This window comes from Acidobacteriota bacterium (genome assembly GCA_019347945.1).
Taxonomy (GTDB): domain Bacteria; phylum Acidobacteriota; class Thermoanaerobaculia; order Gp7-AA8; family JAHWKK01; genus JAHWKK01.
On record JAHWKK010000024.1, the window covers coordinates 19,378 to 46,179 of the forward strand.

25 protein-coding genes and 1 tRNA gene are annotated in these 26,802 nt (G+C 62.4%); 15 read left to right on the forward strand and 11 right to left on the reverse strand.

Translation table 11 applies throughout. The features are described from left to right. Positions 1-71: 71 nt before the first annotated feature. Positions 72-1,127 (forward strand): DNA topoisomerase IB, encoded by a 1,056-nt coding sequence (locus KY459_13600; GenBank protein MBW3565749.1) that lies wholly within the window; start codon positions 72-74, stop codon positions 1,125-1,127. On the opposite strand, the gene KY459_13605 is transcribed toward KY459_13600, so the two are convergent. The 3 genes from KY459_13605 to ruvX form a co-directional block, all read right to left on the reverse strand. Continuing rightward, on the reverse strand, positions 1,124-3,148 hold the full coding sequence (locus KY459_13605) for a TonB family protein (protein ID MBW3565750.1): 2,025 nt from the start codon (positions 3,146-3,148) through the stop codon (positions 1,124-1,126). The genes KY459_13600 and KY459_13605 overlap by 4 nt on opposite strands. Before the next feature lie 84 nt (positions 3,149-3,232). Beyond that, on the reverse strand, positions 3,233-4,342 hold the full coding sequence (gene mltG / locus KY459_13610) for an endolytic transglycosylase MltG (protein MBW3565751.1): 1,110 nt from the start codon (positions 4,340-4,342) through the stop codon (positions 3,233-3,235). Beyond that, a complete protein-coding gene (ruvX, locus tag KY459_13615) occupies positions 4,317-4,721 on the reverse strand; it encodes a Holliday junction resolvase RuvX (protein MBW3565752.1) in 405 nt (134 codons plus the stop codon). Before ruvX ends, mltG begins: the two co-directional genes overlap by 26 nt. A gap of 91 nt (positions 4,722-4,812) precedes the next feature. Here ruvX and KY459_13620 point away from each other — a divergent pair, with 91 nt between their 5' ends. Further along, positions 4,813-5,976, forward strand: a complete 1,164-nt coding sequence (locus KY459_13620; GenBank protein ID MBW3565753.1) for a PilT/PilU family type 4a pilus ATPase — start codon at positions 4,813-4,815, stop codon at positions 5,974-5,976. Positions 5,977-5,980: 4 nt separating this feature from the next. Beyond that, the gene (locus KY459_13625) at positions 5,981-6,616 is read left to right on the forward strand and encodes a hypothetical protein (GenBank protein ID MBW3565754.1); all 636 of its coding nucleotides are present in this window, start codon (positions 5,981-5,983) and stop codon (positions 6,614-6,616) included. 72 nt (positions 6,617-6,688) lie between these two features. Here KY459_13625 and KY459_13630 read toward each other — a convergent pair whose 3' ends face one another. Together KY459_13630 and KY459_13635 are read right to left on the reverse strand one after the other, a co-directional pair. Then, positions 6,689-7,303 carry a thymidine kinase gene (locus tag KY459_13630; GenBank protein MBW3565755.1) on the reverse strand — a complete coding sequence of 205 codons (615 nt, stop codon included), beginning with the start codon at positions 7,301-7,303 and terminating at the stop codon, positions 6,689-6,691. A gap of 151 nt (positions 7,304-7,454) precedes the next feature. Then, positions 7,455-8,873: an OmpA family protein gene (locus KY459_13635; GenBank protein ID MBW3565756.1), complete on the reverse strand. Its 1,419-nt coding sequence runs from the start codon at positions 8,871-8,873 to the stop codon at positions 7,455-7,457. Between the two features lie 146 nt (positions 8,874-9,019). On the opposite strand from KY459_13635, the gene KY459_13640 reads away from it, so the two are divergent. Next, complete coding sequence (locus tag KY459_13640; protein ID MBW3565757.1) at positions 9,020-10,213, forward strand: hypothetical protein; 1,194 nt, start codon at positions 9,020-9,022, stop codon at positions 10,211-10,213. Positions 10,214-10,215: 2 nt separating this feature from the next. On the opposite strand, the gene KY459_13645 is transcribed toward KY459_13640, so the two are convergent. Next, complete coding sequence (locus KY459_13645; GenBank protein MBW3565758.1) at positions 10,216-10,701, reverse strand: BON domain-containing protein; 486 nt, start codon at positions 10,699-10,701, stop codon at positions 10,216-10,218. A 201-nt stretch (positions 10,702-10,902) separates the two neighbouring features. On the opposite strand from KY459_13645, the gene KY459_13650 reads away from it, so the two are divergent. From KY459_13650 to KY459_13660, 3 genes are read left to right on the forward strand one after another with little or no spacing between them, the layout of a single operon-like run. Beyond that, entirely contained in the window at positions 10,903-11,934 is a 1,032-nt protein-coding gene (locus KY459_13650; GenBank protein MBW3565759.1) for a deoxyguanosinetriphosphate triphosphohydrolase, read from the forward strand. Further along, a complete protein-coding gene (locus KY459_13655; GenBank protein MBW3565760.1) occupies positions 11,931-12,365 on the forward strand; it encodes a hypothetical protein in 435 nt (144 codons plus the stop codon). Before KY459_13650 ends, KY459_13655 begins: the two co-directional genes overlap by 4 nt. Beyond that, positions 12,362-13,696, forward strand: a complete 1,335-nt coding sequence (locus tag KY459_13660; protein ID MBW3565761.1) for a hypothetical protein — start codon at positions 12,362-12,364, stop codon at positions 13,694-13,696. The genes KY459_13655 and KY459_13660 overlap by 4 nt, the downstream gene beginning before the upstream one ends. On the opposite strand, the gene tyrS is transcribed toward KY459_13660, so the two are convergent. Next, positions 13,680-14,930, reverse strand: coding sequence for a tyrosine--tRNA ligase (gene tyrS, locus KY459_13665; protein ID MBW3565762.1), 1,251 nt, complete (start codon positions 14,928-14,930; stop codon positions 13,680-13,682). The two genes, KY459_13660 and tyrS, sit on opposite strands and share 17 nt — an antisense overlap. Before the next feature lie 66 nt (positions 14,931-14,996). Between tyrS and KY459_13670 the strand changes: the two genes are divergently transcribed. From KY459_13670 to KY459_13690, 5 genes are read left to right on the forward strand one after another with little or no spacing between them, the layout of a single operon-like run. Then, complete coding sequence (locus tag KY459_13670) at positions 14,997-15,383, forward strand: hypothetical protein (protein ID MBW3565763.1); 387 nt, start codon at positions 14,997-14,999, stop codon at positions 15,381-15,383. Positions 15,384-15,430: 47 nt separating this feature from the next. Then, positions 15,431-16,579 carry an alanine racemase gene (alr, locus tag KY459_13675; GenBank protein MBW3565764.1) on the forward strand — a complete coding sequence of 383 codons (1,149 nt, stop codon included), beginning with the start codon at positions 15,431-15,433 and terminating at the stop codon, positions 16,577-16,579. A 21-nt stretch (positions 16,580-16,600) separates the two neighbouring features. After that, positions 16,601-17,392 carry an enoyl-CoA hydratase/isomerase family protein gene (locus KY459_13680; GenBank protein ID MBW3565765.1) on the forward strand — a complete coding sequence of 264 codons (792 nt, stop codon included), beginning with the start codon at positions 16,601-16,603 and terminating at the stop codon, positions 17,390-17,392. Positions 17,393-17,429: 37 nt separating this feature from the next. Beyond that, positions 17,430-17,720 (forward strand): Rieske 2Fe-2S domain-containing protein, encoded by a 291-nt coding sequence (locus KY459_13685; protein MBW3565766.1) that lies wholly within the window; start codon positions 17,430-17,432, stop codon positions 17,718-17,720. Next, complete coding sequence (locus KY459_13690; GenBank protein MBW3565767.1) at positions 17,717-18,349, forward strand: alpha/beta fold hydrolase; 633 nt, start codon at positions 17,717-17,719, stop codon at positions 18,347-18,349. Before KY459_13685 ends, KY459_13690 begins: the two co-directional genes overlap by 4 nt. Before the next feature lie 356 nt (positions 18,350-18,705). Here the strand turns inward: KY459_13690 and KY459_13695 are convergent, their stop codons facing one another. Both KY459_13695 and KY459_13700 read right to left on the reverse strand, forming a co-directional pair. Then, positions 18,706-20,019 (reverse strand): glycosyltransferase family 39 protein, encoded by a 1,314-nt coding sequence (locus KY459_13695; protein MBW3565768.1) that lies wholly within the window; start codon positions 20,017-20,019, stop codon positions 18,706-18,708. A gap of 128 nt (positions 20,020-20,147) precedes the next feature. Continuing rightward, positions 20,148-21,587 carry a DUF4388 domain-containing protein gene (locus KY459_13700; GenBank protein MBW3565769.1) on the reverse strand — a complete coding sequence of 480 codons (1,440 nt, stop codon included), beginning with the start codon at positions 21,585-21,587 and terminating at the stop codon, positions 20,148-20,150. 69 nt (positions 21,588-21,656) lie between these two features. Here KY459_13700 and KY459_13705 point away from each other — a divergent pair, with 69 nt between their 5' ends. Genes KY459_13705 through ispE form a run of 3 tightly spaced genes read left to right on the forward strand, consistent with a single transcriptional unit; the run spans position 21,657 to position 25,155 of the window. Further along, positions 21,657-23,585: a tetratricopeptide repeat protein gene (locus tag KY459_13705; protein ID MBW3565770.1), complete on the forward strand. Its 1,929-nt coding sequence runs from the start codon at positions 21,657-21,659 to the stop codon at positions 23,583-23,585. Further along, complete coding sequence (locus KY459_13710; GenBank protein MBW3565771.1) at positions 23,582-24,313, forward strand: hypothetical protein; 732 nt, start codon at positions 23,582-23,584, stop codon at positions 24,311-24,313. Before KY459_13705 ends, KY459_13710 begins: the two co-directional genes overlap by 4 nt. Further along, positions 24,310-25,155 carry a 4-(cytidine 5'-diphospho)-2-C-methyl-D-erythritol kinase gene (gene ispE, locus KY459_13715; GenBank protein MBW3565772.1) on the forward strand — a complete coding sequence of 282 codons (846 nt, stop codon included), beginning with the start codon at positions 24,310-24,312 and terminating at the stop codon, positions 25,153-25,155. The genes KY459_13710 and ispE overlap by 4 nt, the downstream gene beginning before the upstream one ends. 40 nt (positions 25,156-25,195) lie before the next feature. Here ispE and KY459_13720 read toward each other — a convergent pair. Then, positions 25,196-25,271, reverse strand: a tRNA-Gly gene (locus KY459_13720). 59 nt (positions 25,272-25,330) lie between these two features. Beyond that, positions 25,331-26,692 carry a sigma-54 dependent transcriptional regulator gene (locus tag KY459_13725; protein MBW3565773.1) on the reverse strand — a complete coding sequence of 454 codons (1,362 nt, stop codon included), beginning with the start codon at positions 26,690-26,692 and terminating at the stop codon, positions 25,331-25,333. Positions 26,693-26,802: the final 110 nt, after the last annotated feature.

The window sequence follows — 26,802 nt, forward strand, 5'->3', positions numbered from 1 at the left end:
TGAATCCTGACGCCTGGATCCTGACCCCTGAATCCTGCTTCCTAGCACTGTTCTCGCAGTTGGCCTTCGTGATGAAGATGTGGAGCGAAGGGAGGGAGATTCTCGAGACGAAGGGCATCCGCCGTCGTGGATCGAAGAAGAGTGGCTTCCGTTACGAATGGCCGGACGGCAGGTCCGTCGGGCGGAGCCACATCGAGCGGATCGACGCTCTGGTCATTCCGCCAGCCTGGAAGAACGTCCGCATTGCCCCGGAGGAGGACGCGGATCTGCAGGCCGTCGGGACCGATGCCCGCGGCAGGACGCAGTATCTGTATCGCGAGGCGTATCGCCAGCAGCGTGAAATGGAGAAATTCGTCCGGATCGTGGAGTTTGCCGAGACGCTCCCCCGGCTCCGCCGCCGGGTATCGAAGGATCTTGGTGGAGAAGGGCTTTCCTGGGATCGCGTCGTGGCGGGCTCGGTGCGGCTGCTGGATCAGGCGTTCTTTCGAGTCGGCAACGAGAGAAGCGCCCGGGAGGACGAGACATTCGGGCTGACCACCTTTCGGCCCGAGCACGTGAGGATCGAGGGGGATGAGGTCCACTTCGAGTTCACCGGCAAGTGGAAAAAAACACAGCAGCGAGGAGTTCGCGATCCGAAGCTCGCCAGACTGATCGAAGAGATGATGTCGGTGGCCGGCGGCGAGGTCTTCAAATACGAGCGGGACGGGAACGTTTACGATCTGAAAGGCCGGCACGTGAACGACTACATCCAGCAGGTCGCGGGCCCCGACTTCTCGGCCAAGGATTTTCGTACGTGGGCAGGAACGCTGGTCGCGTCGACGGTTCTCGCGATGATCGAGCCGGCTGAGACCGAAAGCAAACGAAAACGGCAGATCACTCAGGCGGTGAAATCGACCGCCGAGATTCTCGGCAACACGCCCGCGGTCTGCCGCTCGTCCTACATCTGCCCGCGACTGCTGGTCGAATTTTCCGAGGGGCGGTCGTTCGAGGGGATGCGATTGCCATCGCGTCGAAGGGTCGTGGCGATGACGAAGCTGTCGGTTCAGGAGCGGGCGCTGGTGACATTCCTTCGTGAGACGATCGCGGATCGCCGCAGCGAGCCGCGTGAGGATGCCGAGGCCAGCTAATTGCTGAGTCGGAAGCTGACGGGTACGACCCACCAGGTCCGGACCCGCTTGCCATCCTTGATGCCGGGATTGAACGTGGAACCTTCGAGGGCCCGGATGGCCGACCCGTCGAACCCGAGGCGCCGGCTTTCACCCTTGACGATCTTCGTTTCGAGAACTTTCCCCGTCTCGGAGATCAGGACACTGACGAGAATGGTTTCCTCGATCTTCTGACGCCGTGCGATGGCGGGGTACTCGGTCCGTGCCCGTCGCGCGAAGGTCGGCTTCGTGTCGAGCTCATTGAATCCGACGAGGTCCCCCTCCTGGACCGCAGGCTCGGGCGGGGGCTGGACCGGCGCGGTCTCGCGGGCCGGGGGCGGGGCAGTGGTCGTCGCGGTCGTCGTGGTGGCGGGGGCGGTCGTTGTCGCCGGGGGCTGCTGCCGGGAAGATTCAGGCGTGGCGCGGTCGAGCTCCTCGGCTGGTGACGGGCGGAGCTCCCTTTCGGCGGTCCCGGTTGCGGGCGGATTCTCTTCCGGGGTTTGCGGCTGAGCCTGCCGCGGCGCGCTCGGTTCGGGCTGATTCTGCTCCGCCAGCCGCGCACGCTCCGCCGCGAGTGCGGCACGGTCGGACGCGAGCTGCCGGTCGAGCTCGCGCTGGTACTCATCCAGCTCCGCCTGAACACGCCGCTCGATCTCCGCGCGGATCATTGCTTCCCGCTCCTCCTCGACCGTGTCGGTCGGCTCCGGCTCGGCCGTGTCGGTCTGTTCGATTTCCGACGGCGTCGGACCGGTATCTGTGATTGCAACTAGGCCGATGTCTTCGGAGGGCTCCGGAGGTGTGGCTTCGGCGATGGCAGGGACACTTTCGGTCGCAGGGGACTCTTTCGTGGTGGCACCCGGGCCGGCCACGAAGTACCAGCCCGCGGCCCCTGCGGCGAGGAGTAGTGCGAGCAGTGCGACGGCGACGAGCGCGGTCCTGCGTCCTTTGCTCGCGTTTTCTGCCGCGTCGGCGTGAGCGGCGAACGGCCCGCGAACTTCGTCTCCGGTTTTTCTGGAGGCGCCGGGTAATGGTCGGGGTGTCGTCGCTTTGAAAGGTGGTACCAGCTTCGGGTCGAGGCCCTTCTCCCTCTCGAGCTCAGCGGCCTCCCTGTCGAGCTCTTCCCGGAAGACACTGTGGAAGTAGAACGCCAGATTGAACGTCGTCGGTGCATAGGCCCCACCGTGGGTCAATTTGCCGATCGCCTTCTTCAGCTGCTCGGGCGAGCCGTAGCGGTCCGACGGGGTCGTCGCCAGACTCCGTTCGAGAATTTCGCGCACGTCTTCCGGAATCGCCTCGCCGTTAGCCGTCATCGTCGAGCCGAGCGTCTCGACCGCTACGGGGGCGGGGTCTTTTCCGGTGAGCATCGTCAGGAGGATGGCTCCCACGGCATAAACCTCGGAGGAGGGGGTCGGTTCGCCCGACTCGACGAGCTCCGGCGCGAAGAAACCGCCGATGGAATCCCGGATCAGAGGATCGGCAAGCGAGCCGAGGATGCCGGCGTGAAGGCCGTGCCCCACGATGTGGAGGCCGCCATCGTCGTCCATCCAGACGAAAGAAGGAAGCAGGGCGCCATGGCGTGTTCCTTTGCGGGAGGAAGCCTCGAGCGCCTGCGCCAGACGCTCCGCGATGGCGAGGGCCTGGTCGATCGGAATCGGATTCGGATGGTTGCTCTGATCGCCGCCGGCGATCCTGAGAAGATGACGGAGGGAGCGACCTCCGGTGTAATTCCAGGTGATGACCGGATCGAAACCGATGACGTCGTAGCGCTGGCCCCCGGCGACCGCCGCTTCGGCGACTTCCCCTGCCGGAGGCTGCGTTGCCTTCATCGCGTGAGCGAGACCCTCGAGGTCGCCGTGATTGAAGCGGAGAAGCGTGACGTTCTCTTCGAGGTTCTGGTTGACCAGACGGCCGGCGCGCCAGGTCTGAGTCCAAACCGACTCCTCCAGCATCCTCAGAAGGATGTAGGGACCGTACCTCGCGTAAGGCTTGTCTGGTGAAGCCATCCCACCTCCCCCGGTTCTCCGCGGTGCTCCGCGAGCCTCGACAACATACCAAATTACATCATCGAGCGGGCTGGCGCCAGATGCTCACCGGGTCGAGGTCGTCGTCTCGCTCTCGCTTTCGGCGAGTCGGCGATCCCGCCAGTAGTCGCGCTGATACACCTGCACATTCCGGTTGTGCTCGTCGAGAGTCTTCGAAAAGACGTGGGATCCGTCATTTCTCGAGACGAAGTAGTAATACTCGGTCTCTTCCGGGTGGGCGGCTGCGGTGAGACTGGCGAGTCCGGGATTACCTATTGGTCCGGGGGGGAGGCCCGCTGTCCGATAGGTGTTGTACGGCGAGTCCATCGACAGATCGGGTTTTCGAATATTGCCGTCCCAGCGCTGATCGAGCTTGAGCGCATAGATCACGGACGGGTCGGCCTGCAGGCGCATCCCCCGGTTGATCCGGTTGTAATAGACCCCCGCGATGAGAGATCGCTCTTCGGGGAGGCGTGCCTCCAGCTCGACGATCGACGCCAGGGTCACGGTCTCGTGAACCGAGAGATCTGTCGAGATGAAGGCGAGCTCCTGGCCGAACTGAGATCGGAAGTTGTCGATCATGAGACCGACGATGGTAGCGACGGAGGTCCCGGGATCGAGATTGTAGGTGTCCGGAAAGAGGTAGCCTTCGAGCGATTCAGCCTCGGGGGCGAGGTCCCGGATGGCGGTTGGATCGTCGGTTGCCGCAATCCACTCGTCTCGCGTTCCAAAACCTGCGTTCTCCATGATCTCGGCGATGGCGTAGCGGTCGAGGCCCTCGCGGATGGTGATCGAATCGAGCAGGGTATCGCCTCGTACGAGTTTGTCGACCACGGCGAGAGGCGTCGCGGGTTCGGTGAAAGCGTACCGGCCAGCCTTGATTGATGCATTCGGTCGGACGACAGTCATGTAGATCAGCGGAACGAAATGATCGCGCAGCAGCCCCTCGGTCTCCAGCCGGGCGAGCGCGGCTCGGGTGGACGACCCCTTTTCGATCTCGACGATCGTGCGATCGCCTTCCCACCCCTTCCACGGAGTGGTCAGCGCACGTTGAATGAAGATCCCACCTGCGATTGCGAAGATCGCGAGTGCGATGAACAGAGTGAGGCCCAGCCTGAAAATGCGTGAGCAACCACTTCTGGCTTTCTTCTTAGCGATCCGACCCTCCCTTTTCATCGAGCCATGCCTGAAGCATGATCGCAGCCGCCTCGTCGTCCAGGTGCCGTTTTTTCCGGTGCGACGCCCCTCTCGACCTGCGACGGGATTCGGCCTCGACCGTCGAGTACGACTCGTCCCAGACGAGGACCTCCTTGCAGGACCGTTGCCGCAGCTCGTCCACCATCCTCGTAATTCGCCGGGTCTCGGGAGTCTCGGCGATCACGCGGGGGATCCCGACGACGAACCGGTCGACCGATTCGCGCTCGCCGATCTCGATCAGCGTGGCCACCAGATCGCCGGCGTTGGGGAGGATTCCGAGTGGAGTTGCGAGCATGTCGGAGGAGCTGAGCGCGATTCCGACTCGCTTCGCACCCCAGTCCACACCAAGGGTCGGCATGCCCGGATTGTAGCGCGGGGGAGGATCGCCGCACTTCGCCGAACATGAAAATGACGTTCGGATACAATGGCGGCCGCACAGGAACGGCACGATGAAAAATTTCAATCTCGATGCGATTCTCGAAGCGATGCTGAAGGTCTCTGACCGGGTCTCGGACCTCAATTTCTCGGTCGGAAGACCGCCTCAGGTCGAGGTCGACGGCAAGCTGGTTCCGGTCAACTTTCCGGGCCTGCCGCGTCTGACTCCCTTCCAGACCGAGACGATCGCTTTTCACATGTTGCGGAGCGACCGCGAGCTCATCAGGACGCTGGTCGACAGCGGGTCGACCGACCTTTCCTACTCGATCTCCGGCAAGACGCGCTTTCGCGTGAATATCTTCTCGCAGCGGGGAAGTTACGCGATCGTTCTGCGGGCCATCCCGGAGGGAATCCCGAGTCTCGAACAGCTCGGCCTTCCAAAGGAGCTGCTCAACGTTTCCAAATTGAAGAACGGAATCGTGCTGGTGACCGGGCCGACCGGTTCGGGCAAGTCGACCACCCTGGCCGCGATCATCAATCAGATCAACCAGGAGCACGCATACCACATCGTCACGATCGAGGATCCGATCGAGTACATGCACCGCCATCAGAAATCGACGGTGAATCAGCGTGAGGTCGGCGCAGACACGAAAACCTTCGCGCTGGCGCTCCGCGCGGCTCTCCGCCAGGCTCCGAAAGTGATTCTCATCGGAGAGATGCGCGACGTCGAGACGATCGAGATCGCGATGGAAGCGGCCGAAACGGGGCATCTCGTTCTCTCGACCCTCCATACGATCGATGCATCGAAGACGATCGATCGAATCATCGGCGTGTTCCCGAAGGATGAAGAACAGCAGGTCAGGACCCGGTTCTCGCAATCGTTCCGCTACGTCGTTTCGCAGCGACTGATTCCGAAGATCGGAGGGGGGCGCGTCGCCGTTCTGGAGATTCTGAAGTCGACCATGCGGACGCGCGACTACGTCATGAAGGGCGAAAGCGAAGGGCGCTCGCTGACCGATGCAATGCACGACGGAAGCGTCGACGGTATGCAGACGTTCGACGACGAGCTCGAAAAACTCTGGAACAATGGAGTGATCGACAAGGACACGGCTCTGGTATACGCAACCAATCCGACGAATCTGGCTCTGCGGTTGACCGATGAGCCATCGAACGCACCGAAAAAGGGGAAGAGCTCGGACGAGTCAGACAGCGGATCGATGCTCTCGATGCTGGAGTAGAACGATGGTGAAGATCACGTGTGGGGCGTGCGAGAAACCTCTCTCGATCGACGAGAACAAATTGCCGATGAAAGAGGTGGCATTTCCCTGCCCCCTCTGCAAGACCAAGGTCGAGATCGACCGTAGAAAGCTCGATCCCGCCAGGCCCGAGACGATGAGGGCGACTCCCGCGAGAGGGGCCGCGACTCCCACCGGGGAAACACGCCTCCCGGCTGAAGCTCAGGGAATCATTCAGGGTGGCGGAGGCGATCGCGCTCTGGTCGCCGGGGTGGCGAGCGATGCAATCGCCTCCGCCGCCCGCGCGATCGGTTTCGACCCATTTCATCTCGAAGATCTCTCACAGGCGAGGGACTACTATCTGCAGGAGTTCCCCGAGCTGATCCTGATCAATCCTCCCAACCTCGCTCAGCCCCCCGACGAACGGGTAGCCGCCCTCCTTTCTATGAACTCGGTCGATCGCCGACGCGGCTTTGCCGTTCTCGTGGGCGACTCGCTCCGTACGATGGACGGGAACGCTGCGTTTCTCTACCAGGTGAACCTGACCGTTGCGACCAAGGACCTCGGCCAGTTTGCGAAGATCTACAAGGAAGCACGCCGGGACCATGACCGTCTCGCCGCGGGATTTCCAGGAGCCGACTGACGAACCTCGTGGAGCCAGGTGCCACCCCAACCCCGGCGGTTTGGGTAGGGGATGAGCACCGATCGGACCGCTCTAGCTCTTTTGCTTCTCTGGGCGGGGGCCGAACTTCAACTGGACCGGCTCGGGCTCGTTTTTCGGCACATATCGCTCGTAGCAGACCCTGCATCTAGGTTCGTAGGAGCTGTCTCCGACCTCGACCTGGGATTCTCCTCCCGCAATCCGCTGGGAGTAGTGCGCCACACCGCCGCACCGGACGCAAACGGCGTGGACTTTCGTGACGAGCTCGGCGACCGAGAGGAGCCCGGCCATCGGCCCGAAGGGACGGCGAAGGTAGTCCTGGTCGAGCCCGGCTGCAATCACCCGGATTCCGGCGTCGGCGAGCTCCATGGCAACATCGATGATCCCCTGGTCGAAGAACTGGACTTCGTCGACTCCAACGACCTGCACTCCGAGCTCGATGCGGCCACGAAGCTCCTCGGAGCTCGCCACGGGGGCTGCCTTGAGGCGGCGCTCATCCCGTGACACCACTTCCTCGAGGCTGAACCGGTCGTCGATCAGGGGCTTGAAGACCTGGACTTTCTGGCGGGCGATGAGCGCGCGCCGAAGCCGGCGGATCAATTCCTCCGATTTTCCGGAGAACATACCGCCGGTAATGATCTCGATCCTTCCCCCTCGATGGCTCTCCATCAGGGCCGACCTCCTCGATGTTCGTGATTTCCGACGGGTCAATCCGTCAGGGGCTCGTGCGGAGCCGAAGGATATCCCAATGGTGTGCGGGCACGAAAAAAGCCCCCGCTGTTTGCAGCGGGGGCTTTTTGTTGATTCGATTGTTCGTGGCTTACGGCACGATCAGCCTGATCACGACGCGGCGGTTTTGCTGACGTCCCTGCTCGGTCGAGTTGTCGCCGACCGGGTCGCTGGTACCGCGTGCTTCGATCGTGATGCGCGACGGGTCGATGCCGTGGCGGCTGACCAGGTAGTCGCGTGCTGCTTCGGCGCGACGGCGGGCCAGGTCACGGTTCGGACCGGTGTCCTCACGATTGTCGGTATAGCCGATCACGATTGCGGTTGCGGCCGGTTCCTGCCTCATCCGGAGGGCAACGTCGTCGAGGATCGCCTTGGCAATGTTGGTGACTCGGGCCGAACCCGGCTCGAAGTGAATCTCGTCCACTCGCAGTTCGACCGGTTCCTGTGGCTCGACGACGGGTGGCGGCGGAGGAACGACCCTGGGTCGCGGCGGCGGCGGCGGCGGAACAATGGCCGGTGGCGGCGGTGGCGGTGTCAGATACATCGGGGCGAATGAAAGCCCGAGAAGGCCGCCGATCGGGCAGCTCCCGTTGTCGCTTCCAAGCATGGTCAGGTTCGTCCTGAGCCCCGCGTTGAGCGCCCAGCCGCTGTCACCGAACCAGTGGCGAAGGCCGGTGACCCAGTAGACGATGTCGTCGGGCGATCCGATGTCGTCGCCTCCGGTGTAGAGAATCGTGTTGATCTCGTTGATCCAGTTCGTCGTTTCCCAGAAGTTCAAAGGTGTGTTCAGACCGACGTTGACGCGAAGCTCGTCCGCGACGTCGACGTCGCTCACCAGTCCTACGTTCGTAAGAGCGGCGTCGAGATCTCGATCGGCCGTGATCTCGTACTGCCCTCCGACGAACCACATCCCGCGATTCCAGTGAAGACCGAGCCCGTAATCGACACCGTCGGTGGCGATGCCGCTGTCATCGTCGCCTGTCGGAAGATCGGCGAAGATCGAAAGGGCGAGGTTCGAATCGCTGGTGTCGGGATCGAGGAGAGCGATCTTGGTTCCTACGTGAAGCTTTCCGAGGCCGTTGTCATCGAATTTGCCCGCGTACGGGAAACCGTTGACGAAACCCGAAAGATCTCCCGCGTTGTTCTCGATGATGTGATACGGCAGCGAGAACGCGATCTCCCAGCGATCCGTGAGACCATATCCGAACGACAGACTGACCACGTCCTCTTCGATGTCCATCTCCCGGAAGGATCGCCGACTCGGAATGATCATCGAATCGAGTGGAGGGGCGGCGAGATAGTCATAGTTGTTCCAATAGATGCTGAACGACCAGTCTCCCTGCTCGAGCGTAGTCCCGGCGATCGTGGTGAAAAGTCCGAGCTCGCCGGTTGCGGTCGGATGGACCAGAGAAACCTGGTCGTCATAGGTGATGGTCATCTGCGCGCTCAACATCGGAGCTGCGAGAATGACGGCTGCAAACAACAGAAGTGATTTCTTGCGTGGACCCAACATCTCTCTCCTCCTCACTAACACACCGCGAGAATCTGGAATGGGTATAATCGCCGGTGCATCGCGAAGGATCGCGGTACAAGCGACGTGCCACATTCGGATCCCAGTCGGTTCCAGACGCTAATCTAGCATAGGGAGGCCCCCGTTTGCGAACATCCAGGGCGATATCTGCAGCGCTGCGGATGCTCGCCATCTCCCTTTTCACCCTCTTCACGGTCGCGGTTCCTCTGTCCGCGCAGACCGGGACTGACCGGGGGGCCGAGGGGGACGAACGGGGGGATGCCTTTCCCGACCTCAATCTCTACCTCCCCGAGGGGGAATTCGACATCCGGGTGCGCAAGCTCATCAAGAACGTGCTCTTCGAAGGGCAGGTCAATTACAACTTCGTCGATGGGGACGTCTCGACCTTTCTTCGCTACAAGTACTACGCGCGGAACTTCGCCTACAAGATCGGCGTGTTCGACACGATCGAGTTCGATTCGATCGACTCGGGAAGTGACGATTTCGACCGGGTTCGGGGGACGCTGCTGCTCTTCGATGTGCCGCGAGAGTACAACCGACGCTGGGTCTTCCTGCTGCAGGGCGACTCGCTCTCTTTTGGCGACGTGACCAATGTCGATCACGATCAGAACAACGTCTACCTGAAGATCGGCTATCAGCGCGGAACCCCTTTCGACGAGCGACTGAACTCGATCGCGGGTGAGACGCGCGGCAGAATCACTCCCGTCCTGACCGCCTACCGCGAGATCGGTCCGGACCGGCTCGGTTTTGCGGGCGCGATCACCCAGGGCCTCGATACCATCGGCGGAGATTACACCTACACCAAAGTCGAGGCCGAAGCGCTCAAGCGATACGACTTCGGCGAGACATTTCTGATCTCCCGTGTCCACGTCGGGTCGGTTCTGGTCAAGGACGAGGTCGCGGGGCGCGAAGATCACAGGGAAGTCGAGAAATTCAGCGTTCCGCGCTACGAGTACTTCAGGCTCGGCGGACGCGATGCCCTCAAGGGAGTCGACGACGGGATGCGCGGCAGCGACGAGATCCACTGGAGCAACGAGTATTTCTTCCCGATTTTCAGAGACCGTGATTACGACACGTGGAGGCTTTCCTGGAATGACCTCTATGGGATCGGCTACGTCGGGACCGGCAATCTCGGTTTCGATTCCGACGTGTTCACTGCGATCGGGGACTGGAGCGTCGATGCGGGGCTCGGATTCGAGGCCGGACTCACCTTTCGCAACTACGAGATTTTCCTCACCGCGATCTATGCCAGAGTGGTCACTGGACCCGAGGAGTTCGAGAATGACGAATTCCGCGTTGCGGCGCGCACGCGCCGCTGAGCTCACGACCTCAGCCGCAGAAGGTTCCGGATACTGAGCACTTCTCTGACCGTTCCAGCCGTGTCCTCTGCTGCGAGGATCTGAAGCTCATTTTCGACCGTGCCGGTCAGCTCGACGACTCCGTCGACCGCCGCGACCGAGATGGAGGCATTCTCGAGATTCTCGTTGAGATGGAGGGCGCGCTCGACTCGCCTTTCGATCGTGGCGTCATCGACCTTCTCGACGATCTCAATCGCCGAGATCACGGGACGTTCCGACCGCGCCCGTACGAACGCCAGCGCAGCTTCAATCACACTCTCTTCGGCGGCCCGCCCTCGTACGATCGTGATTCCTTCGACTTCCACGACCTGGAGCTCGTCGATGATCAGGGGAGAGCTCGCGAGCTCTTCCTCGATCTGTTCCGGCGTGGCTCCGATGGCCGGCAGCGCGATGCACATCGAGAGGATCCCGATGGCAATTCCGAGACGGGTGCGGATCTGGTCTTTCATCACCAATGTTATTAAGCCAAATCGATGCCATTTTTGGAAAGTCCGCGGACTCGCCAGGTTTTCCGTAACCAGCGGTGGAATTCCATCCGTGCGGTTACCACGGCGTTGCTCCGTTTCGCTCCGTTCTATGATTGGAGTCATGAACTCTCATCGGAGCGGTCAGTGATCGAAGATCCCCGCCACTACCCCGACATCCGGACGATGCTCGAGCAGATCGAGACGGAAACGCTGGCGCCCCGGGCGGCCCGGAGCCGGGAGACTCGCGGAAGGGATCGCGAGGAGCCGAACGACGATTTCCGTCCCTCTTATGCAAGGGATCGCGACCGGATCGTTCACTGCAAGGCATTTCGCCGGCTCAAACACAAGACCCAGGTGTTTCTCGCTCCGGAGGGGGACCACTACCGGACGCGGCTGACTCATGTACTCGAGGTGACCCAGGTCGCGAGGACGATCGCCCGATCGCTGAGACTCAACGAGACCCTCACCGAGGCGATCGGACTCGGCCACGATCTCGGTCACTCGCCGTTCGGCCATGCGGGCGAGGCTGCGCTCAACAAACTGATCCGCGGGGGATTCGATCACTACCGGCAGAGCGTCCGGGTGGTCGAGAAGCTGGAGAACGATGGCGCGGGGCTCAACCTCACGATTGAAGTGCGCGACGGGATCCTGAAACATTCGAAAGGGCAGCATGGGGAGCTTCTCCGCTCCCGCCCGAAGTCGCGAGCCCTGACCCTCGAGGGGGACGTGGTACGGATCTCCGACATCATCGCCTACGTCAACCACGACATCGACGACGGGATCAGGGCCGGGCTCCTCGGACCCGAAGACATTCCGAAGGAAATCCGCTCGGTGCTCGGCAATACCGGGGCGGAACGGATCGACCGGATGGTTCGCGACGTGGTATCGCGGTCGCTCGCCGTGGAGCTCGAGTCGATCGACATGTCTCCCGAAGTTTACGAAGCGCTGGAAACGCTCAGGAAGTACATGTTCGAGAACCTCTATCTGACGCCGACCGTCCGCGAGCAGTTCATCAAGGCGCAGGGTCTTCTGCAGGCTCTGTTCGAAGCGGTCACCAATGATCCGGAACGTTTTCTCGAGGTCGAAGAGGGCGAAACCGTCGAGCGTCTGACGATCGACTTCATCGCCGGCATGACCGACCGGTACGCGATCAACCTCTACGAGGAGCTGTTCGTCCCGTCGCGCTGGCAGGCCGGGCGGCCGGCGGCGGGGTGAGGTCCGAACATCGCTCCTGGCACGGCTGGCTCGGTGCCCTCGTCTTCGCTCTGCTCGTACTGACCGGAATCCAGCCGTTCTTTGCAGGCGTATGGGGTCTCGACAGGTTGCGTCTCGAAGCGACCCTGAACCGCCACCTCGAAACGAGATCGCCGGACCTCGAGCCGTTCCTCGGATCTGTGCTCAGTGAGACCGCGGCTGGAGAGCGCCTCCTCTTCGTCGCGGATCCCGAGTCGGATCAGGGGTGGCCGCGAATGCGGGCGGTCTACCGGCTGCACGACCGCAACCTGACGCTGGCCGACCCGGGAGGCGAGCCGGGGAGAGCCGACGCAATCGCGACGTGGAAGACGTCGTGGCGACCTTCCGGGTACCGGCTCGTCTTCAGTCACGGCGAAGGGAGGATCTACCGCCCGGAGGATTCGAGCCGATGACCGCCGTCGCTCTCGCGCTCACGGCAGCCGCGCTCGCCGGGCTTCCCGTCGCGATCAGGGCGTTTCGTCCCCGAGGCTGGGTGATGGTCGTTGCGGGAAGCATCCTGACCGGGCTCGGCTTCGCCGGGATGGCGATGCTTCTCCTCTCGCTCGCCGGCCTGGCCTGGACCCTCGGGTCGACGATCGCGGGGACGGCTGTCGTCGCTGTCATTGCCGCTCTCTTCATCCCTCCGGAGATCCCGTCCGAGAATAGCGCGGAGACCGGCACCTCTACGCGAAGCGAGCGGGCGCTCGCAATCGCCCTCGACGTCGGTGCGGCGTTTCTCATCGGCGGCCAGCTTCTCTACGTAACGGCTGCGCCGCCGTGGGAGTGGGATTTCACCGCGATATGGGGATTGAAAGGGGCGATGTTCACGAGTGCCGGAGGGATCGACTTCGGAGCGCTTTCCGATCCCGAGCTCGCGTTTGCTCATCCCGACTACCCTCCGCTCCTTCCGCTGATTTACGCGTGGGTCGCCTTGTGGGGAGGGGGCTGGTCGGATCGCCACCTGGCTCTGATCGTGTCGGTCGTCGCGATTGCCGCTCTGCTGGTCGTTCGTTCTCATCTGAAGCGCCGGCTCGGTCGTCCGCTTCTGGTCTCGATGGGAACGCTCGCGCTGACGAGGGCGCTGTTCGATACGCCGCCGGCTCTCGCGGACGGGCTTCTTCTCTGCTTTCTCACCGTAGCGGTGCTCGCAATCTTCGACAACGATGGAGAGAATCAAAACGTCGTTCCCTGGCTCTGGCTCGGTTTTGCGGCTCTCACGAAGAATGAGGGAATCGCCGCGGTCGTGAGCGTCACGCTGGCGCTGCTGCTCGTGAGAAGGCGCGCCTTTTCGAGCGCGCTCGCGGGGAGAGCGCTCATCGCCGCCACGATTGCGATGTGCTGGATCATTCCTCGCGCGATTTTCGATCTGGAGTCCGATCTCGGCGCCGGGAGTCCATTTTCGAGGGTGCCGGAGAATGTCGGGGATCTCCTGAGCGCGCTCGCCGCCGTTCCGCCAGCCCACGCGCTGCAATGGGGCACGGTGCTGGCGGCGATCATCCTCGCGCGGCGATTGGCTGGCCGCGATCTCGGCATTTTGTGCTTCGCAGCGGCTCAGCTGGCGTTCTATCTCGGCGGATATCTGGTGACGCCTCACGAGGTCGCGTGGCATGTGGCGACATCCTGGCCGAGGCTCACGATGCATCTTCTGCCGTTGATGATCGTCGTGGCGACGAGCGCGCTGGCCCTGACCTTCGGATGGGTGGCGGTGCCCGGCTCGAGGCAGAAGGTTACTCGAACCGAATGATGCCGAACCGTCTTTTTCCGACTTTGAAGGAGTAGGATTTTCCCGGCGAGGCGTCGATGGTGCCGCGGACGTCGTCGAACCGCTCGTCGTCGATCGAGACGCCCCCCTGAGCGATCAGCCGTCTCGCGTCGGTGTTGCTCGAAGCGAGTCCCGAGGCGGTGAGAACTTTCGCGATGGAGAGTGGTTCGTCGGAGCCGTCGAGAACGAATTCCTCGATCTCTTCCGGTTTTTCGCCGCGGCTGAAGACTCGCGTGAATTCCGCGAGTGCCGCATCCGCCGCGGCCTCACCGTGAAAGTCGCGGACGATCGAGTGGGCGAGCGCCTTCTTGACTTCCATCGGGTGTCGCTTTCCCGACTCGACCTCGGCGCGCAAGCTTTCGATACTCGCGGGTGTCGCATCGGTGCAGAGCTCCTGGTATTTCCACATGAGCTCATCGGAGATCGACATCGTCTTCCCGAAAATCGACCCGGGCTCCTCGTCGATACCGATGTAGTTGTCGAGTGATTTCGACATCTTCTCGACGCCGTCCAGTCCTTCGAGCAGCGGCATCGTCATGACGATCTGGGGCTCCTGTCCATACTCTTTCATCAGGTCGCGACCGACGAGAAGGTTGAAAAGCTGGTCCGTGCCCCCGAGCTCGACGTCGCACTCGAGCGCAACGCTGTCGTACCCCTGTGCGATCGGATAGAGAAGCTCGTGAAGCGAGATCGGCTGATGCGATTCGTATCGCTTCCGGAAATCGTCGCGCTCCAGGATCCGTGCAACCGTATATTTCCCCGCGAGCCGGACCATACCGTCCGCTCCCAGTTTCATCAGCCACTCCGAGTTGAAAACGATTTCGGTCTTTTCGGGATCGAGAAGTTTGAAAATCTGGCGCCGGTAGGTCTCGGCGTTGCGGAGGATCTGGTCCCGGCTCAGCTCCGGACGGGTCGACTTCTTTCCGGACGGGTCGCCGATAATCCCGGTGAAGTCGCCGATGAGAAAGGCGACACGGTGCCCGAGTTGCTGAAACTGGCGCATCTTACGGATGACGACGGTGTGTCCGAGGTGGATGTCGGGCGCGGTCGGATCGAAGCCCGCCTTGATCAGCAGGGGTTTTCCTTCACGCCCGCTGCGCTCGAGTTTTCTCCGGAGCTCGGGACGTTCGATTACATCGACCGTGCCCTTGGTGAGGTAGCCGAGCTGATCGTCGATCGACCCGGAAACGGTCAGGGGTATTTCGTCGAATGCCATGCGGGTGGCGATTATAGCGAGCGAGGCCCGAAGCTTGCTCCGGAGAGTGCCGAGGGGGAGGCAATCATGAGAAAACCACATCTGCTGTCATTGATCGGAATTGCAGTGCTCGTTGCCGCCTGTGGCGGTGGGTTCGATCTCGGTGGGATCGACCTCGGGGAGATTCTCGGCTCGACGGGTCCCGGTGACGGGTCTGTCGTCGAAGGCTCCGTTCTGACCGTCGACACGGCCGAGCGGAGGATCGATCTCGACGTCAACTACATCAACAACCTGCGGGACGATCGGGCGAACAGCTCGATCTGGTACCGGGAAGGCGTGCAAGTCGAGTATCAGAACGAGATGTATCCGGTGAGCGCGCTCGAGCGCGGTGACGTGATCCGCGTGGAGGGCGAGAATCAGAATGGCCGGTTCCTCGCGAGTGCAATTACACTCGTACGCAACGTGAGAGGGTGATCCCTGACCGAACGAAGCCGGCGGGGATTCACGGCCGGGATCGCTGAATGGTCAGACTGAGGGAAGACGCGTCGCGGCGATTCCGCCCGACGAGGGTGGAGCTCGATGCGTCCGCGCTGTCTCACAACATCGCGAGGATGAGGAACCGGCTTCCGCCCGGATCCAGACTCGTGGTGGTCGTCAAGGCGAACGCCTACGGTCACGGGGCGATCGAGACTGCCCGTGTCGCCGAGAGGGAAGGCGTCGCGATGCTCGCCGTTGCGATTCTCGAGGAAGCGATTATTCTGCGGGAGGCTGAAATCCGCCTTCCGATCCTATGCTTCGGGCCAATCGGAATCGATGGCACCCGGGAGGCCGTCGACCGGGACATCACGCCCGGAATCACCGGACTCGAAAATCTCAATGCGGTCGCAAGCGCAGCCTCGAGTCTGGGGAAGTCGGTCGGAGTCCATCTGAAGCTCGATTCGGGTATGGGGAGGATGGGTCTCGTCGACGAGGATCTGGAGCCCGCGGCTGCCCTGATTCTCGATACGGAGTCGGTGCGCGTCGAAGGGATCTACACGCATTTTTCGAACGCTTCGACACCAGAGGACCCCTTGAATGAGGAGCAGCAACGGAGGTTCGGCGAGATGGTCGCGAAGCTGGCGAAGCTCGGAATCGAGGCTCCGCTGCATCATACGGCCAACAGCGCGGCAGCCGAGGCGGGACTGGTTCGCGATGGAGACTGGGCGCGCTGCGGCATCGCGCTGTACGGCGGCAATCCGATGGATGACAATCGCGAAATGGATCTTCTGCCGGTGATGCGCTGGATCACTGCAATCGCACGTGTCAAATGGCTCGATGAGGGCGAAGTGGTCGGGTACGGCAAGGCATACGTGACCTCGCGCAGGACGCGCGTCGCCACGCTGCCGGTCGGCTACGCGGACGGGTACCACCGCGCGCTTTCCGGACGGTCGCGCGTGCTCGTCCACGGCCAGAGCGCACCGGTGATCGGTCGCGTCTCGATGGATCTGATCACCATTGACGTCACCGACATCGAGGGAGCCACGACGGGAGACGAGGTCGTTCTCCTCGGACGACAGGGGGACGCGGTCATCACTGCCGAAGAGCTCGCCGGACTCGCGGGTACGATCAACTACGAAATCTTCACCTCTGTATCATCCAGAGTTCCGCGAGTGTGGAACCTTCCCCGATAGACCGCGATAAAATTCTGATCCATGACCGAATTCATTCGAAGCGAAATCGACGGCGGCATTGCGACCGTCACACTCAACCGTCCGGGGAAGCTGAACTCGTTCACTGGCTCGATGCGACAGGATCTGGCCGAGGCGCTGCGAACTCTGGAAGAGGGGAAGTCGAAGATCCGAGTCGTCATCCTGACCGGCGAGGGGCGGGGTTTTTCCGCCGGAGGTGACGTCGACACGATGAGCGAGCTCCAGGAGCGCCGCGACGTGGTCGGCTTCACCAGGCTGCTCAACGCCGGCATGGAAGTCGTGACGACGATTCGGGACTCGCCGCTGATCTTCATCGCTGCCGTCAACGGTGTCGCCGCGGGGGCCGGGCTCAATCTCGCGCTTGCCTGCGATTACAGGATCGCCTCGGATGCGTCCAGTTTCGGTTCGACCTTCGTCAGGATCGGCATGCACCCCGACTGGGGCGGAACCTGGCTTCTGCCGCGGCTGATCGGCACGAGCCGGGCGCTCGAGCTGATGCTGACCGGACGGATTGTGGATCCGACCGAAGCAATGGATCTCGGACTGGTCGACAGGGTCGTCCCCGCCGCAGATCTGATGGAAGAAGCGAGGAAGCTCGCCACAGCGATCGCAGAGGGTCCTCCGATTCCCGTTCGCGACATCAAGCAGGCGGTTTACGAAGCATTCCGCAACGATCTCCGGATGCAGATTCGTCTCGAGACCGAAAACCAGCTCCGCGCTTTTCTCTCCGACGACGCACGTGAAGGGATGGAAGGCTTCCGTGAAAAGCGCAAGCCGGAGTTCCGTGGTGAGTGATGGCGGTGAATCGTTCAGAGTGTTGAACGCCACTTCGATGCCGGTCGGAACGAGCCGGTGCATTGCGCTGGCCGATCGTCGAATTGCGTTATTCCGGACCGAGAAGGGTTTTTTCGCGGTCGACGACCAATGCCCGCACCGGGGCGGATCCCTCAGCGAGGGCGATGTGATCGATGGCGAAGTGGTCTGTCCCTGGCATTTCTGGCCTTTCGACCTCGAGACGGGCAGGCACAGGCCGAGCGGCGGAAGATTCGCAGTGACTTCCTACGCTACGCGGCTCGAGGGAGATGACCTGATGATCGAGATTTCAACAGAAGGAGAACGATGAACCCCCGTCCACTCAGACACGTCGATCTTTTCAGCGACGCAGGCAGGCTGGAGGCGCTCTACCGGGACATTCCCGACGCGCGCGCTTCGGCGGTCGTCTGCCATCCGCATCCCCTTCACGGGGGGACGCTGCACAACAAGGTCGTTTTCCGTGCCGCACGAGGGCTCGAGAGCGCGGGAGTCGCAACGGTGAGGTTCAATTTCCGGGGTGTCGGGACGAGCCAGGGCCGTCACGATTCGGGGGAGGGAGAGCAGCGCGATTTCGAAGCGGCAATGCGATGGATCAGAAAGCATCACCCGAACGTCCCGTTCATAGCAGGTGGTTTCTCCTTCGGATCGTGGGTCGCGAGTCGCTACGCGTGCGACGCGCCGGAAGTTGCAGCCATTTTCATGATCGGCGCACCGGTCAACAAGTACTCTCTTTCCTATCTGAACGGTTGCAACAAGCGGAAGCTGATCCTTCAGGGTTCGGAGGACGAGTTCGGCGATCCGGAAAAGCTCGGCGAGATGGTGTCGTCGTGGCCGGACGCGGAGCTGATCGTCGTCGACGGTGCCGATCATTTCTTCGCGCGGCAGATCGACGTCGTCGAACAGACGATGAAATTGTGGGCCGACGAGCTTCTGGACTGAGGATCGGCGGCCAGTTGCCAGTTGCCGGTTGCCGGTTGGGAGTTGCGAGTGGCCCGGATGATCCTTTCTACCCTTCCGTAGGCTCATCCTTTCCAGTCGGGTCGGTGATCGGAGTGGAAAAGCGACTTCGAGGAAGTATCGTTTTTCCGGTCAGCCCGCGTCCGCGGGCGACAGATCTTAGCCCCCGGCTTCAGCCGGGGGACAGGAGCTTGTTCCCAAGATCGTGTCGAGCCCGCTTCAGCGGGCGACAGAATGGCGATTTCAAGTATGCGGACCAGGCTCGAAGAAGCCGCAACTCGAAAGCTGGCAACTGGCAACTGGCAACCGGCAACTGGCACCGGCCACCGGGCAACTGGTCAGTTCCCGGACGCGGGTGCGAGCAGCAGCCGTCGGCCGCACTGTCGGACGATCGCCCGCCCTTCCGGGACGTCGCCTTGCTGAACCAGCACCCATGCCTCCGGCGGAGGGGTGTCATCCGGGGCCGGGTGAAGAAGAGTCGCGTGGCGCGCGTAGAAGCGAGCAGTCGGCACCGGTACCGGCTGCATGACTGCCACGACGGGCGCTTCGGAAGATGGCGGAAGCGCATCGAGTGCGCACCGCGTGTCGTCCGCGACGCTCCGCCGATTGCGGACGACTCCATAAATTGCGCACTGCAGCAGGGTAAGGACGATCATCATCGCCACGACGTGGCGAAGCCAGCGCCTGCGCGCGACCTCCGGCGCAAGCCACTCGGCCGTGAGGATTGCGAGCGGCGGATAGACGGGAACGGCATACCAGATGAGCTTCGTACCGGCCAGACTGAAGACGAACAGCGGAATCCAGAACCAGAGCGCGATCCAACGCTCGCCGGTCCGTTCGCGGAATGCCCGCCAGGTGATCACCGGTATGGCGATGATCGCGATCCAGTGCCACGGATTGAATTCCGAGGCGAAAATCGCCTCCAGGTAGTACCACCACGGCCCGGCGTGACCTTCGATGGGTGAGGTCATACGCTCGACTAAATTGACGCCGAAGTAATATCCGGCGAAATCCGATCCGTGAGCAGCGATCTGATGGAGGTGCCACGGCAGTGCGATTGCGACTGCGACGGCACCTGCCCTGACCACGAGCCGCGCGAGGTCACCTCGTTCGATCAGCGCGATCACAGCGGCAACCGCAAGTGCCAGGATCGGAAGATGGGGCTTGATCATCGCCGCGGCGCCGAGCGCCACCCCGCACCACAGCCATGATCTTCGGTTCGCCGCGAGCGCCGCGAGAGTGAGCATCGTGGCGAGCGGAACCTCGAGCATCGCCTGACGCGCGAACTCGAGCCACTGGGGCGCGGCGAGAAGGACCAGGGTCGCCAGCAGGGCCGGAGCGCGGCCCGCCCGCTCGAACGTCAGCCGCCAGACCCCCCACAGCCCCGCCAGTGCGAACGAGGCAGTCGGAAGGCGCGTTGCGAGCTCGCCAACTCCAATGAGCTGGTAGAACGCCGCGATCAGCCAGAAGAAAAGCGGCGGCTTGTGCTGGAAGTATTCACCGGCCCGGGTGAGCGAAAGCCATTGGCCCTTTTCCGCGACGTCGAGCGCGACCGACGCGTAGATCGCCTCGTCCCAGTCGCGCAACGCCTCCGAGCCGAGACCATAGAAAATTACGACGACTGCGAATCCGGCCAGCAGTAGCTCCGGCACGGGATATCGACGCCATCGAGATTCCGGCGGCTTGCTGGAATCAACGGTGCCGGGCGCAGTCATCGGAGGTTTGTACGAGCTCGTTCGTGTCACGTGCGCTCGTCGGATTCTACGCTGCGCCGGCGGCGCTACTTCTTCCCCTCTTTGGCAGCGAGTCGCTTCATCCTCGACTTCGCGAGCTCGTTGCTCGCGTCGATCCGGAGGACGTCCTCGTAATGGTGTTTCGCTCGCGTGAACATGTTCTGTTCGAGATAGAGGTCGCCCAGAGCAATGATCGTCTCGATCCGGTTGGGGTCGATCGAAAGGGCGCGGGCGAGACTTTCCGCGGCAGTTTGCTTCCACTTGGGATTCTGCATCTGACACATTCCGAGCAGGTGCCACGCTTTGGCGTTGTCCGGCTCGAACTTGACTGCCTGCTGAAGAAGAACGATCGCAGTGTAGTTATCCCCTGAGAGGCTGAGGTTCTCCGCTTTCTTGTAGTTCTGAATCGCGAGTGAACGGCGAGCGGTCTGCTGTGCAATGGTTCTGTGGGTGGCCGCCCTTCGGGTTTTCAGAAGATTGTCGTACGCCTCCCGCTGATCGGCATCGAGGAGTACCTGTCTGGCTTCGTTGATGCGAGCCTGGATTTCGCGGACCGCGGGATGGACCGGCGCCGGGTACGTCGCTGTCTCGTACTTCTGTTTCATAGCATCGATTCGCATTCCGATCTGGGCGCGCGTCGCGGCCAGAGGAACGTCGAGGAACCTGTAATGATCGAGCTTGTCGAGCCGCTTCGAGAGCGAGAGGACTTCGAGCGCCTTGGTGTCGCCCCCGATCGAAGCGAGGATCGACAGGTCCCGCTCCGTTTCGTCGAACGATGTCTGTGACTGGGGGGTCGCGCTCCGCACACGAAAAATGCCGAAAGTCGTCATCGCGATCACGGAGCGCGCCGCCACCGTGGAGCCCTTCGGAAAGTTTCGCAAGTACTCCTGGAGTGTCTTGCTCTCGTCGAGTTTCTCGATAGCTTCGCGCTCCTGATCGTTCAGCGGGAGGCTTTCGAGGCCGAAGGGCGGCTCAGGCGCAGGCTCGATCCGCTGGGCAAGGTCACCGAGTGCATTTCGGAGGATCAGTCCGCTCTGGATCGAGCGAATCCCATCCATCACGAGAGCCGTGGTGGGCACCATTGCCCGCTTTTCGTGCGGAAGTAGCTCGCTGTCTTCGAAGGTGATGGTTCCCTGTTCGAGAGAAAACATCGGGATGAAGAGATTGCGGATCCAATCGCGAAGATGGGAGAGCGGATTCTTCAGCTGGATCGAGTCGCTCTCGGAGAAATGTAAAGCGACGTCGGTGGGATCGAACTCCGCGAGCTGCGCCGCCTGATCGTCGTCGATCAGGTCGTGCTGTCGCAGATAGGCGGGAAGCTGCTCGACTTCCCGAGACGACTCCACCAGTCCGATGTCACCGTAGGCCCAGTGGACCCGGCGGCGCGCTCCGTCCGACACGACCGTGAGGATTCCGCTTCGCCGATCCCGCAGAATCTCCCCCAGAATCCTGGTGAGGGGAGTAACTTCCAGTCGATGCAGTTCCATGTCGAATCTCGAATCCTACACGAAACGGTTACGCGGAACAGCCGGCATTCGAGCAGTGTTAGCGGGGGCATGTCGAATCGGCTCAGCTCTTTCGTAGCGACTCTCGCCATCCTGGCCCCGCTGGCTCTTGCCCAGGCTCCGACCACCGAACACCTCGATCAGAAGCCGACGAGCGAGCAGCTCGCGAAATTCCTCGAGGCTCGTCTGGCCGCGTCTGAGGGCGACGCCGCCGTCGCTCTGGAGCTCTTCGATGAGTTGATCAGGAACGAGCCGGAAGATCCGGTCCTCCGCCTCGAGCGAGCTCAGGTGCTCTCGTCGATCGGCCGGCTCCGCGACGCCGAGCGCGATCTCGAGGTTGCCATCCGGATCGATCCGGCGTTCGCCGACGCCCGTAAACTCTACGGAAGGATTCTTCTCGATCGATCGAACAACGACCGGAGCAGGGTGGAGAAGGCGCTCGAACAGCTTTCGATCGCCTGGCAGACCAACCCCAACGACGTCTCCACCGGTCTGACCGTCGCCCAGATTCTCGGCGGACTCGGACGGGGAGAACAGGCGCTCGCGGTGCTCGAGGGGATCCTCGAACGCCTTCCGGACAATCGCACGGTCAACTACCAGTACGCGCAGGCGCTCCTCCAGCTCGACCGCGGAGCAGAGGCGATCGGTGCCCTCGAAATCGTCGTTCAACAGGATCCGCTCTACCCGCCCGCCGCCTACCAGCTGGTCGAGATCTACCAGCACGAGGGCCGCTGGAGTGAGGCGGCGGACCTCCTGACGAAGCTCACCGAGCTCGAGCCGGCCAACCAGGAGCTCGCGACCAGACGCGCACTCGCGCTTCTGCGCGCCAATCGAGCAGACGAAGCCAGGGCCGAGCTCGAGGCTCTCTCGTCCGAGAATCCGGAGGATCTCCGTCTCCGATTCCTGTTCGCCGAAGCGCTGTCCGACGTAGGAGAGCACCAGGAAGCGGAGAAAATCTACGGGGATCTGGTCCGGCTCCGAGGCGGTGATCCGGACTTCATGATCAGCTATGGCTTCAACCAGCTCAGGCTCGGCAAGCTCGATTCCGCGGAACGCCAGTTCGAGCGCGTCCTCAGTCTCCGAAACCTTCCTCCCGGCGTGCGGAATGTCGCCGCCACGCAGCTCGCATCGATCGCGCTCGAGCGAGGCGATGAAGAGGACGCACTCCGGAGAGCGCGCGGCGCGGTCTCGTCCGAAGGATCGACCAACCGCCAGGCACTCGCGATCGCTCTCGAGGTTTTCAGGAATCGGGAGAACTGGCAGGAAGCCATCGAGCTGATCCGTTCGAGAATGCGCGAGGAGCCCGACGCCGTCCACCTCACCGCGCGGCTCCTGCAGTTTCAGATTCTCTCGGGCGATGAGCGAGGCGCCGCGAAAACGGCGAATGAGCTCGTCGAGCACAGCGCCGATGCGTCGCTCTTTCCCGGGCAGATCTACGGCGAGCTCGAACGATGGGACGACGTCGTCGAGGCGGCGCGTCGCTCGGTCGAAAAATGGGGCGACACCGTCAGCGGATTGTTTCAGCTCGCCTCCGGTCTGGAGCGCGCCGGCAAGTTCGACGAATCCGTCGCGACGTTCCAGCGACTTCTCGCTTCGTATCCCGACCACAGCCCCTCGCAGAATTACCTCGGTTACATGTGGGCTGACAAAGGGGTTCACCTCGAGGAAGCGCTCGCGCTGATCCAGAAGGCTGTGGACAAGTACCCGCGCAATGGTGCGTACGTCGATTCTCTCGGATGGGTGCATTACCGGCTCGGGAATCTCGATCTCGCCGAGCGCTACATGCTCGACGCCGTCGAGCTCGTCGGTGATGATCCGGTTGTCCATCACCACCTCGCTGACGTCTTTTCGGCTCTCGGGAAGCTCGACCGCGCCGTCGATTCCTATCAGCATGCTCTCACCCTGGATCCGGAGGACCCGGCAGAGCTCCGCCAGAAGATCGAACGGCTGCGTGAAAAGATCGCCGCGAGGGAGCGATGAGCCGAACGCGACCGTCCCGGCCGCTCACACTTCTCCCCCTCGCCCTGCTCCTGGTCTCCGGCTGTGCTTCGGCTCCGCCATCATCGACGGCTGCGCGCACCTGGGAGGAATTGCTCTCCCGGCGCGAGACCTTCGAAGGGGCGCGCGGCCTGTCGGAGTTGACGCTGATCCAGCAACAGCGGCGGCGTCTCGACGTCACGTTCCTGCTCGATCCGCGCGGCCGGCTCGAGCTCTCCGTCATCTCCCCGTTCGGCACCCGCGTCGGAACGATCTTTCTCGAGAGTGGCGAGCTCGTCGTGGTGAATCGCGCCGCACGTCTCTACTGGGAAGGACGAGTGGACGAGCTCGGCGAGATCCTTCCGCTCGGAGGACTGCAGATTGAAGGGATCGGATTTCTCCTCGTGGGGCTCCCTCCGGAACCCAGCGGATGGACCACCTCGATTCCCGCGGAAGGCTTTCTCGAAGCGAGGCGTGGCGATCGGCGACTGCTCATTCATCCCGACGGAATTGCGAGCGCCGACATCGGCAATCCTCATACGGTCAAAGCACGCTTGAGTCTTCCCTCGAATCCGCCAACCCGCATCTCGATTCTCGACCCGGAAGACTCTGAGACCGCCATTGTCCAGCATGATCGGATCGAGTTCGCGCCGGTCGTCGTCGAGCGCCCCGCCATCGAGGATGGCTTCAGGCGAACGGCCAACTGGCTGGAAGTCATCGCCAGCAGATGAGGGTTGCATCACCGGCCAAGATCAACTGGCTCCTCAATGTTCTCGGGAGGAGAGCTGACGGTTTTCACGAGATCGAGACAATCTTTCAGACAATCGATCTGACGGATCATCTCGAATTCGAGCGGGCGGATTCCTTCAGTCTGAGCTCCGATGATCCCTCGCTGCCGATGGGGGAGAGAAACCTCATCTACCGGGCATGGAAAGAGGTTCACGATGTGACAGGCTGTCCTCCGGTTCGCGTGCACATCGAAAAGAGGATTCCTGCTGGCGGCGGCCTCGGCGGAGGCTCCTCCAACGCGGCCGCGACTATCCGGACGCTCGAGCAGATGTTCTCACTCGGCTTACGCTCCCACGAGTACCACGAGATCGCCGCGAGGCTCGGTTCCGACGTCCCTTTCTTTCTCGAGGGAGGAACCTGCTATGGACGCGGGCGGGGTGAAATCCTGGAGCGGCTTCCTTCGATGACCGACGGAACGCTTCTCCTCGTGATTCCCGACGAGAGAATCTCGACCGCCGAGGCGTACGAACGGCTCGCCCGGCCCATCGGAGAAATTCCTGCGATCGGCTTTTCCCGTGCAAATGAGATCGCCACGCGAGGCGTCGGCCCCTCTGCCGAAGAGCTGACCAACGATTTCGATGCCGTCGTGTTCGCCGAGCTCCCGGTGCTTCGTGACTACCGCGATCGTCTGCTCGATTGCGGAGCCGGCTGGGCGGGGATGTCCGGATCGGGATCGACGATCGTCGGGTGGTTTGCCGAAGAGTCGGTTCGCGAATCGGCGGAGTCGGTGATGGGCTCGGTGGTGAGAGTGGAAGCGGCGGCTCCCTCCGATGCTCGAGAATGAAAAAAGGACCGCCTTGCGGCGGTCCGGGTGATCGATCGGATGGAGCGGGAAACGGGACTCGAACCCGCGACTTCAACCTTGGCAAGGTTGCGCTCTACCAACTGAGCTATTCCCGCGCAGGAGCGGACGATTTTCGCCCGCCAGCGAACCCCGAGAACCCGGCGCTCGCGGGAAACTATTCCTGCCGGAAACGATCCGTCGAGATGCCGAGCTGAGACATTTTCCGGTACAGATGCGTGCGCTCCAACCCGAGGCTTTCGGCGGTCTTGCTGACGTTTCCGTCGTGCAGGCCGAGGCGCGCTTCGATCATCTCCCGCTCGAACCGATCGCGAGCATCTCGAAGGGTGAGGCCGTCGACCGAGCTGGGGGAGAGTGCCGAACGCATCGAGCCGAGATCGAGATCGCGGGCACGAATCTCCGAGGCGGGCACGAGGATGGTCAACCGCTCGATCAGATTGCGCAGCTCTCGCACGTTGCCCGGCCAGGAGTGGCGCTTCAGCGCATCGATCGCGTCGCTTGTGAGCGTCTTCGGCCGCTGTCCGGTCTCGGCTGCGAACCGTTCGAGAAAATGGCGGGCCAGAAGAACGATGTCGTCGCCGCGATCGCGCAGCGGCGGGACCTGCAGAGGCACGACGTTGACCCGGAAATAGAGATCCTGTCGGAAGCGGCCCTCCTCGATCTCCTTTTCGAGATTCTTGTTCGTCGCAGCGATGACCCTGACGTCGGTGCGGATGACGTCCTGGCCGCCGATCCGAAGGAACTCCTGCTCCTGAAGGACGCGGAGAACCTTCGCCTGTGTCTTCAGGCTCATGTCGCCGATCTCGTCGAGGAAGAGCGTTCCGCCGTCGGCGAGCTCGAACTTCCCCTTCCGGTCCTCGATCGCACCCGTGAACGAGCCCTTCCGGTGTCCGAACAGCTCCGACTCGATCAGCTCCTCGGGGATCGCGGCGCAATTGACGTCGATGAACGGCTCGTCGGACCGTTTCGATTCGCGATGCAGCGTCCGCGCGACGACTTCCTTGCCGCTGCCGTTCTCGCCGGTGATCAGAACGCGTGAGGACGTCGGGGCAGCCGCGTGCATCTGTTCGCGAAGCTTCCTGACCGGTGCGCTCTCGCCGATGAGAACCTCGTCGAGCGAGAGGTTCTGCTGCAGATGCGCCACCCGGTCGCGAAGCTTTCGAGTCGACAGCGCGTGCTGCACCGTCAGAATGACCCGGTCGAGCGAGAGCGGCTTCTCGAGAAAGTCGTAGGCTCCGAGACGCGTCGCCCGCACTGCCGTCTCGATCGTTCCGTGTCCGGAGATCACGATCACTGGCGGTGCCCCCTTCCGCGAGGAGATCTGCTCGAGAAGCGACAGCCCGTCGGCCCCGGGGAGCCAGACGTCGAGCATCAGGAGATCGAACATCCCCTTTCGGTACATCTGCAACCCTTCCTCCGCGGAGCCGGCCGTCTCGACGCTGTGTCCCTCGTCCTCGAGAATGTTGCCGAGCGTCGTCCGGATCGAGGGCTCGTCGTCGATGACCAGAATCTTTCCCATCTCTTGAAGAAGGATATAAGGATTTGAGGATGTAAGGATTTGAGGTGTGGACGAGGTGGACGACGTGGACCAAGTGGACGAGGTGGACGAGGTGGACGAGGTGGACGTGG

What these genes read in the sequence shown, in the direction of transcription:
- KY459_13630 (MBW3565755.1), bottom strand. Translation starts at nt 7,303, where the DNA reads ATGGAGAGCCATCGAGGGGGAAGGATCGAGATCATTACCGGCGGTATG.
- ruvX (MBW3565752.1), bottom strand. Translation starts at nt 4,721, where the DNA reads ATGCCGACCCTTGGTGTGGACTGGGGTGCGAAGCGAGTCGGAATCGCG.
- mltG (MBW3565751.1), bottom strand. Translation starts at nt 4,342, where the DNA reads ATGAAAAGGGAGGGTCGGATCGCTAAGAAGAAAGCCAGAAGTGGTTGC.
- KY459_13645 (MBW3565758.1), bottom strand. Translation starts at nt 10,701, where the DNA reads ATGAAAGACCAGATCCGCACCCGTCTCGGAATTGCCATCGGGATCCTC.
- KY459_13670 (MBW3565763.1), top strand. Translation starts at nt 14,997, where the DNA reads ATGAGAAAACCACATCTGCTGTCATTGATCGGAATTGCAGTGCTCGTT.
- KY459_13650 (MBW3565759.1), top strand. Translation starts at nt 10,903, where the DNA reads ATGCTCGAGCAGATCGAGACGGAAACGCTGGCGCCCCGGGCGGCCCGG.
- KY459_13680 (MBW3565765.1), top strand. Translation starts at nt 16,601, where the DNA reads ATGACCGAATTCATTCGAAGCGAAATCGACGGCGGCATTGCGACCGTC.
- KY459_13725 (MBW3565773.1), bottom strand. Translation starts at nt 26,692, where the DNA reads ATGGGAAAGATTCTGGTCATCGACGACGAGCCCTCGATCCGGACGACG.
- KY459_13705 (MBW3565770.1), top strand. Translation starts at nt 21,657, where the DNA reads ATGTCGAATCGGCTCAGCTCTTTCGTAGCGACTCTCGCCATCCTGGCC.
- alr (MBW3565764.1), top strand. Translation starts at nt 15,431, where the DNA reads ATGGTCAGACTGAGGGAAGACGCGTCGCGGCGATTCCGCCCGACGAGG.
- KY459_13700 (MBW3565769.1), bottom strand. Translation starts at nt 21,587, where the DNA reads ATGGAACTGCATCGACTGGAAGTTACTCCCCTCACCAGGATTCTGGGG.
- KY459_13600 (MBW3565749.1), top strand. Translation starts at nt 72, where the DNA reads ATGAAGATGTGGAGCGAAGGGAGGGAGATTCTCGAGACGAAGGGCATC.
- KY459_13620 (MBW3565753.1), top strand. Translation starts at nt 4,813, where the DNA reads ATGAAAAATTTCAATCTCGATGCGATTCTCGAAGCGATGCTGAAGGTC.
- KY459_13690 (MBW3565767.1), top strand. Translation starts at nt 17,717, where the DNA reads ATGAACCCCCGTCCACTCAGACACGTCGATCTTTTCAGCGACGCAGGC.
- KY459_13710 (MBW3565771.1), top strand. Translation starts at nt 23,582, where the DNA reads ATGAGCCGAACGCGACCGTCCCGGCCGCTCACACTTCTCCCCCTCGCC.
- tyrS (MBW3565762.1), bottom strand. Translation starts at nt 14,930, where the DNA reads ATGGCATTCGACGAAATACCCCTGACCGTTTCCGGGTCGATCGACGAT.
- KY459_13625 (MBW3565754.1), top strand. Translation starts at nt 5,981, where the DNA reads ATGGTGAAGATCACGTGTGGGGCGTGCGAGAAACCTCTCTCGATCGAC.
- KY459_13660 (MBW3565761.1), top strand. Translation starts at nt 12,362, where the DNA reads ATGACCGCCGTCGCTCTCGCGCTCACGGCAGCCGCGCTCGCCGGGCTT.
- KY459_13605 (MBW3565750.1), bottom strand. Translation starts at nt 3,148, where the DNA reads ATGGCTTCACCAGACAAGCCTTACGCGAGGTACGGTCCCTACATCCTT.
- KY459_13685 (MBW3565766.1), top strand. Translation starts at nt 17,430, where the DNA reads ATGCCGGTCGGAACGAGCCGGTGCATTGCGCTGGCCGATCGTCGAATT.
- ispE (MBW3565772.1), top strand. Translation starts at nt 24,310, where the DNA reads ATGAGGGTTGCATCACCGGCCAAGATCAACTGGCTCCTCAATGTTCTC.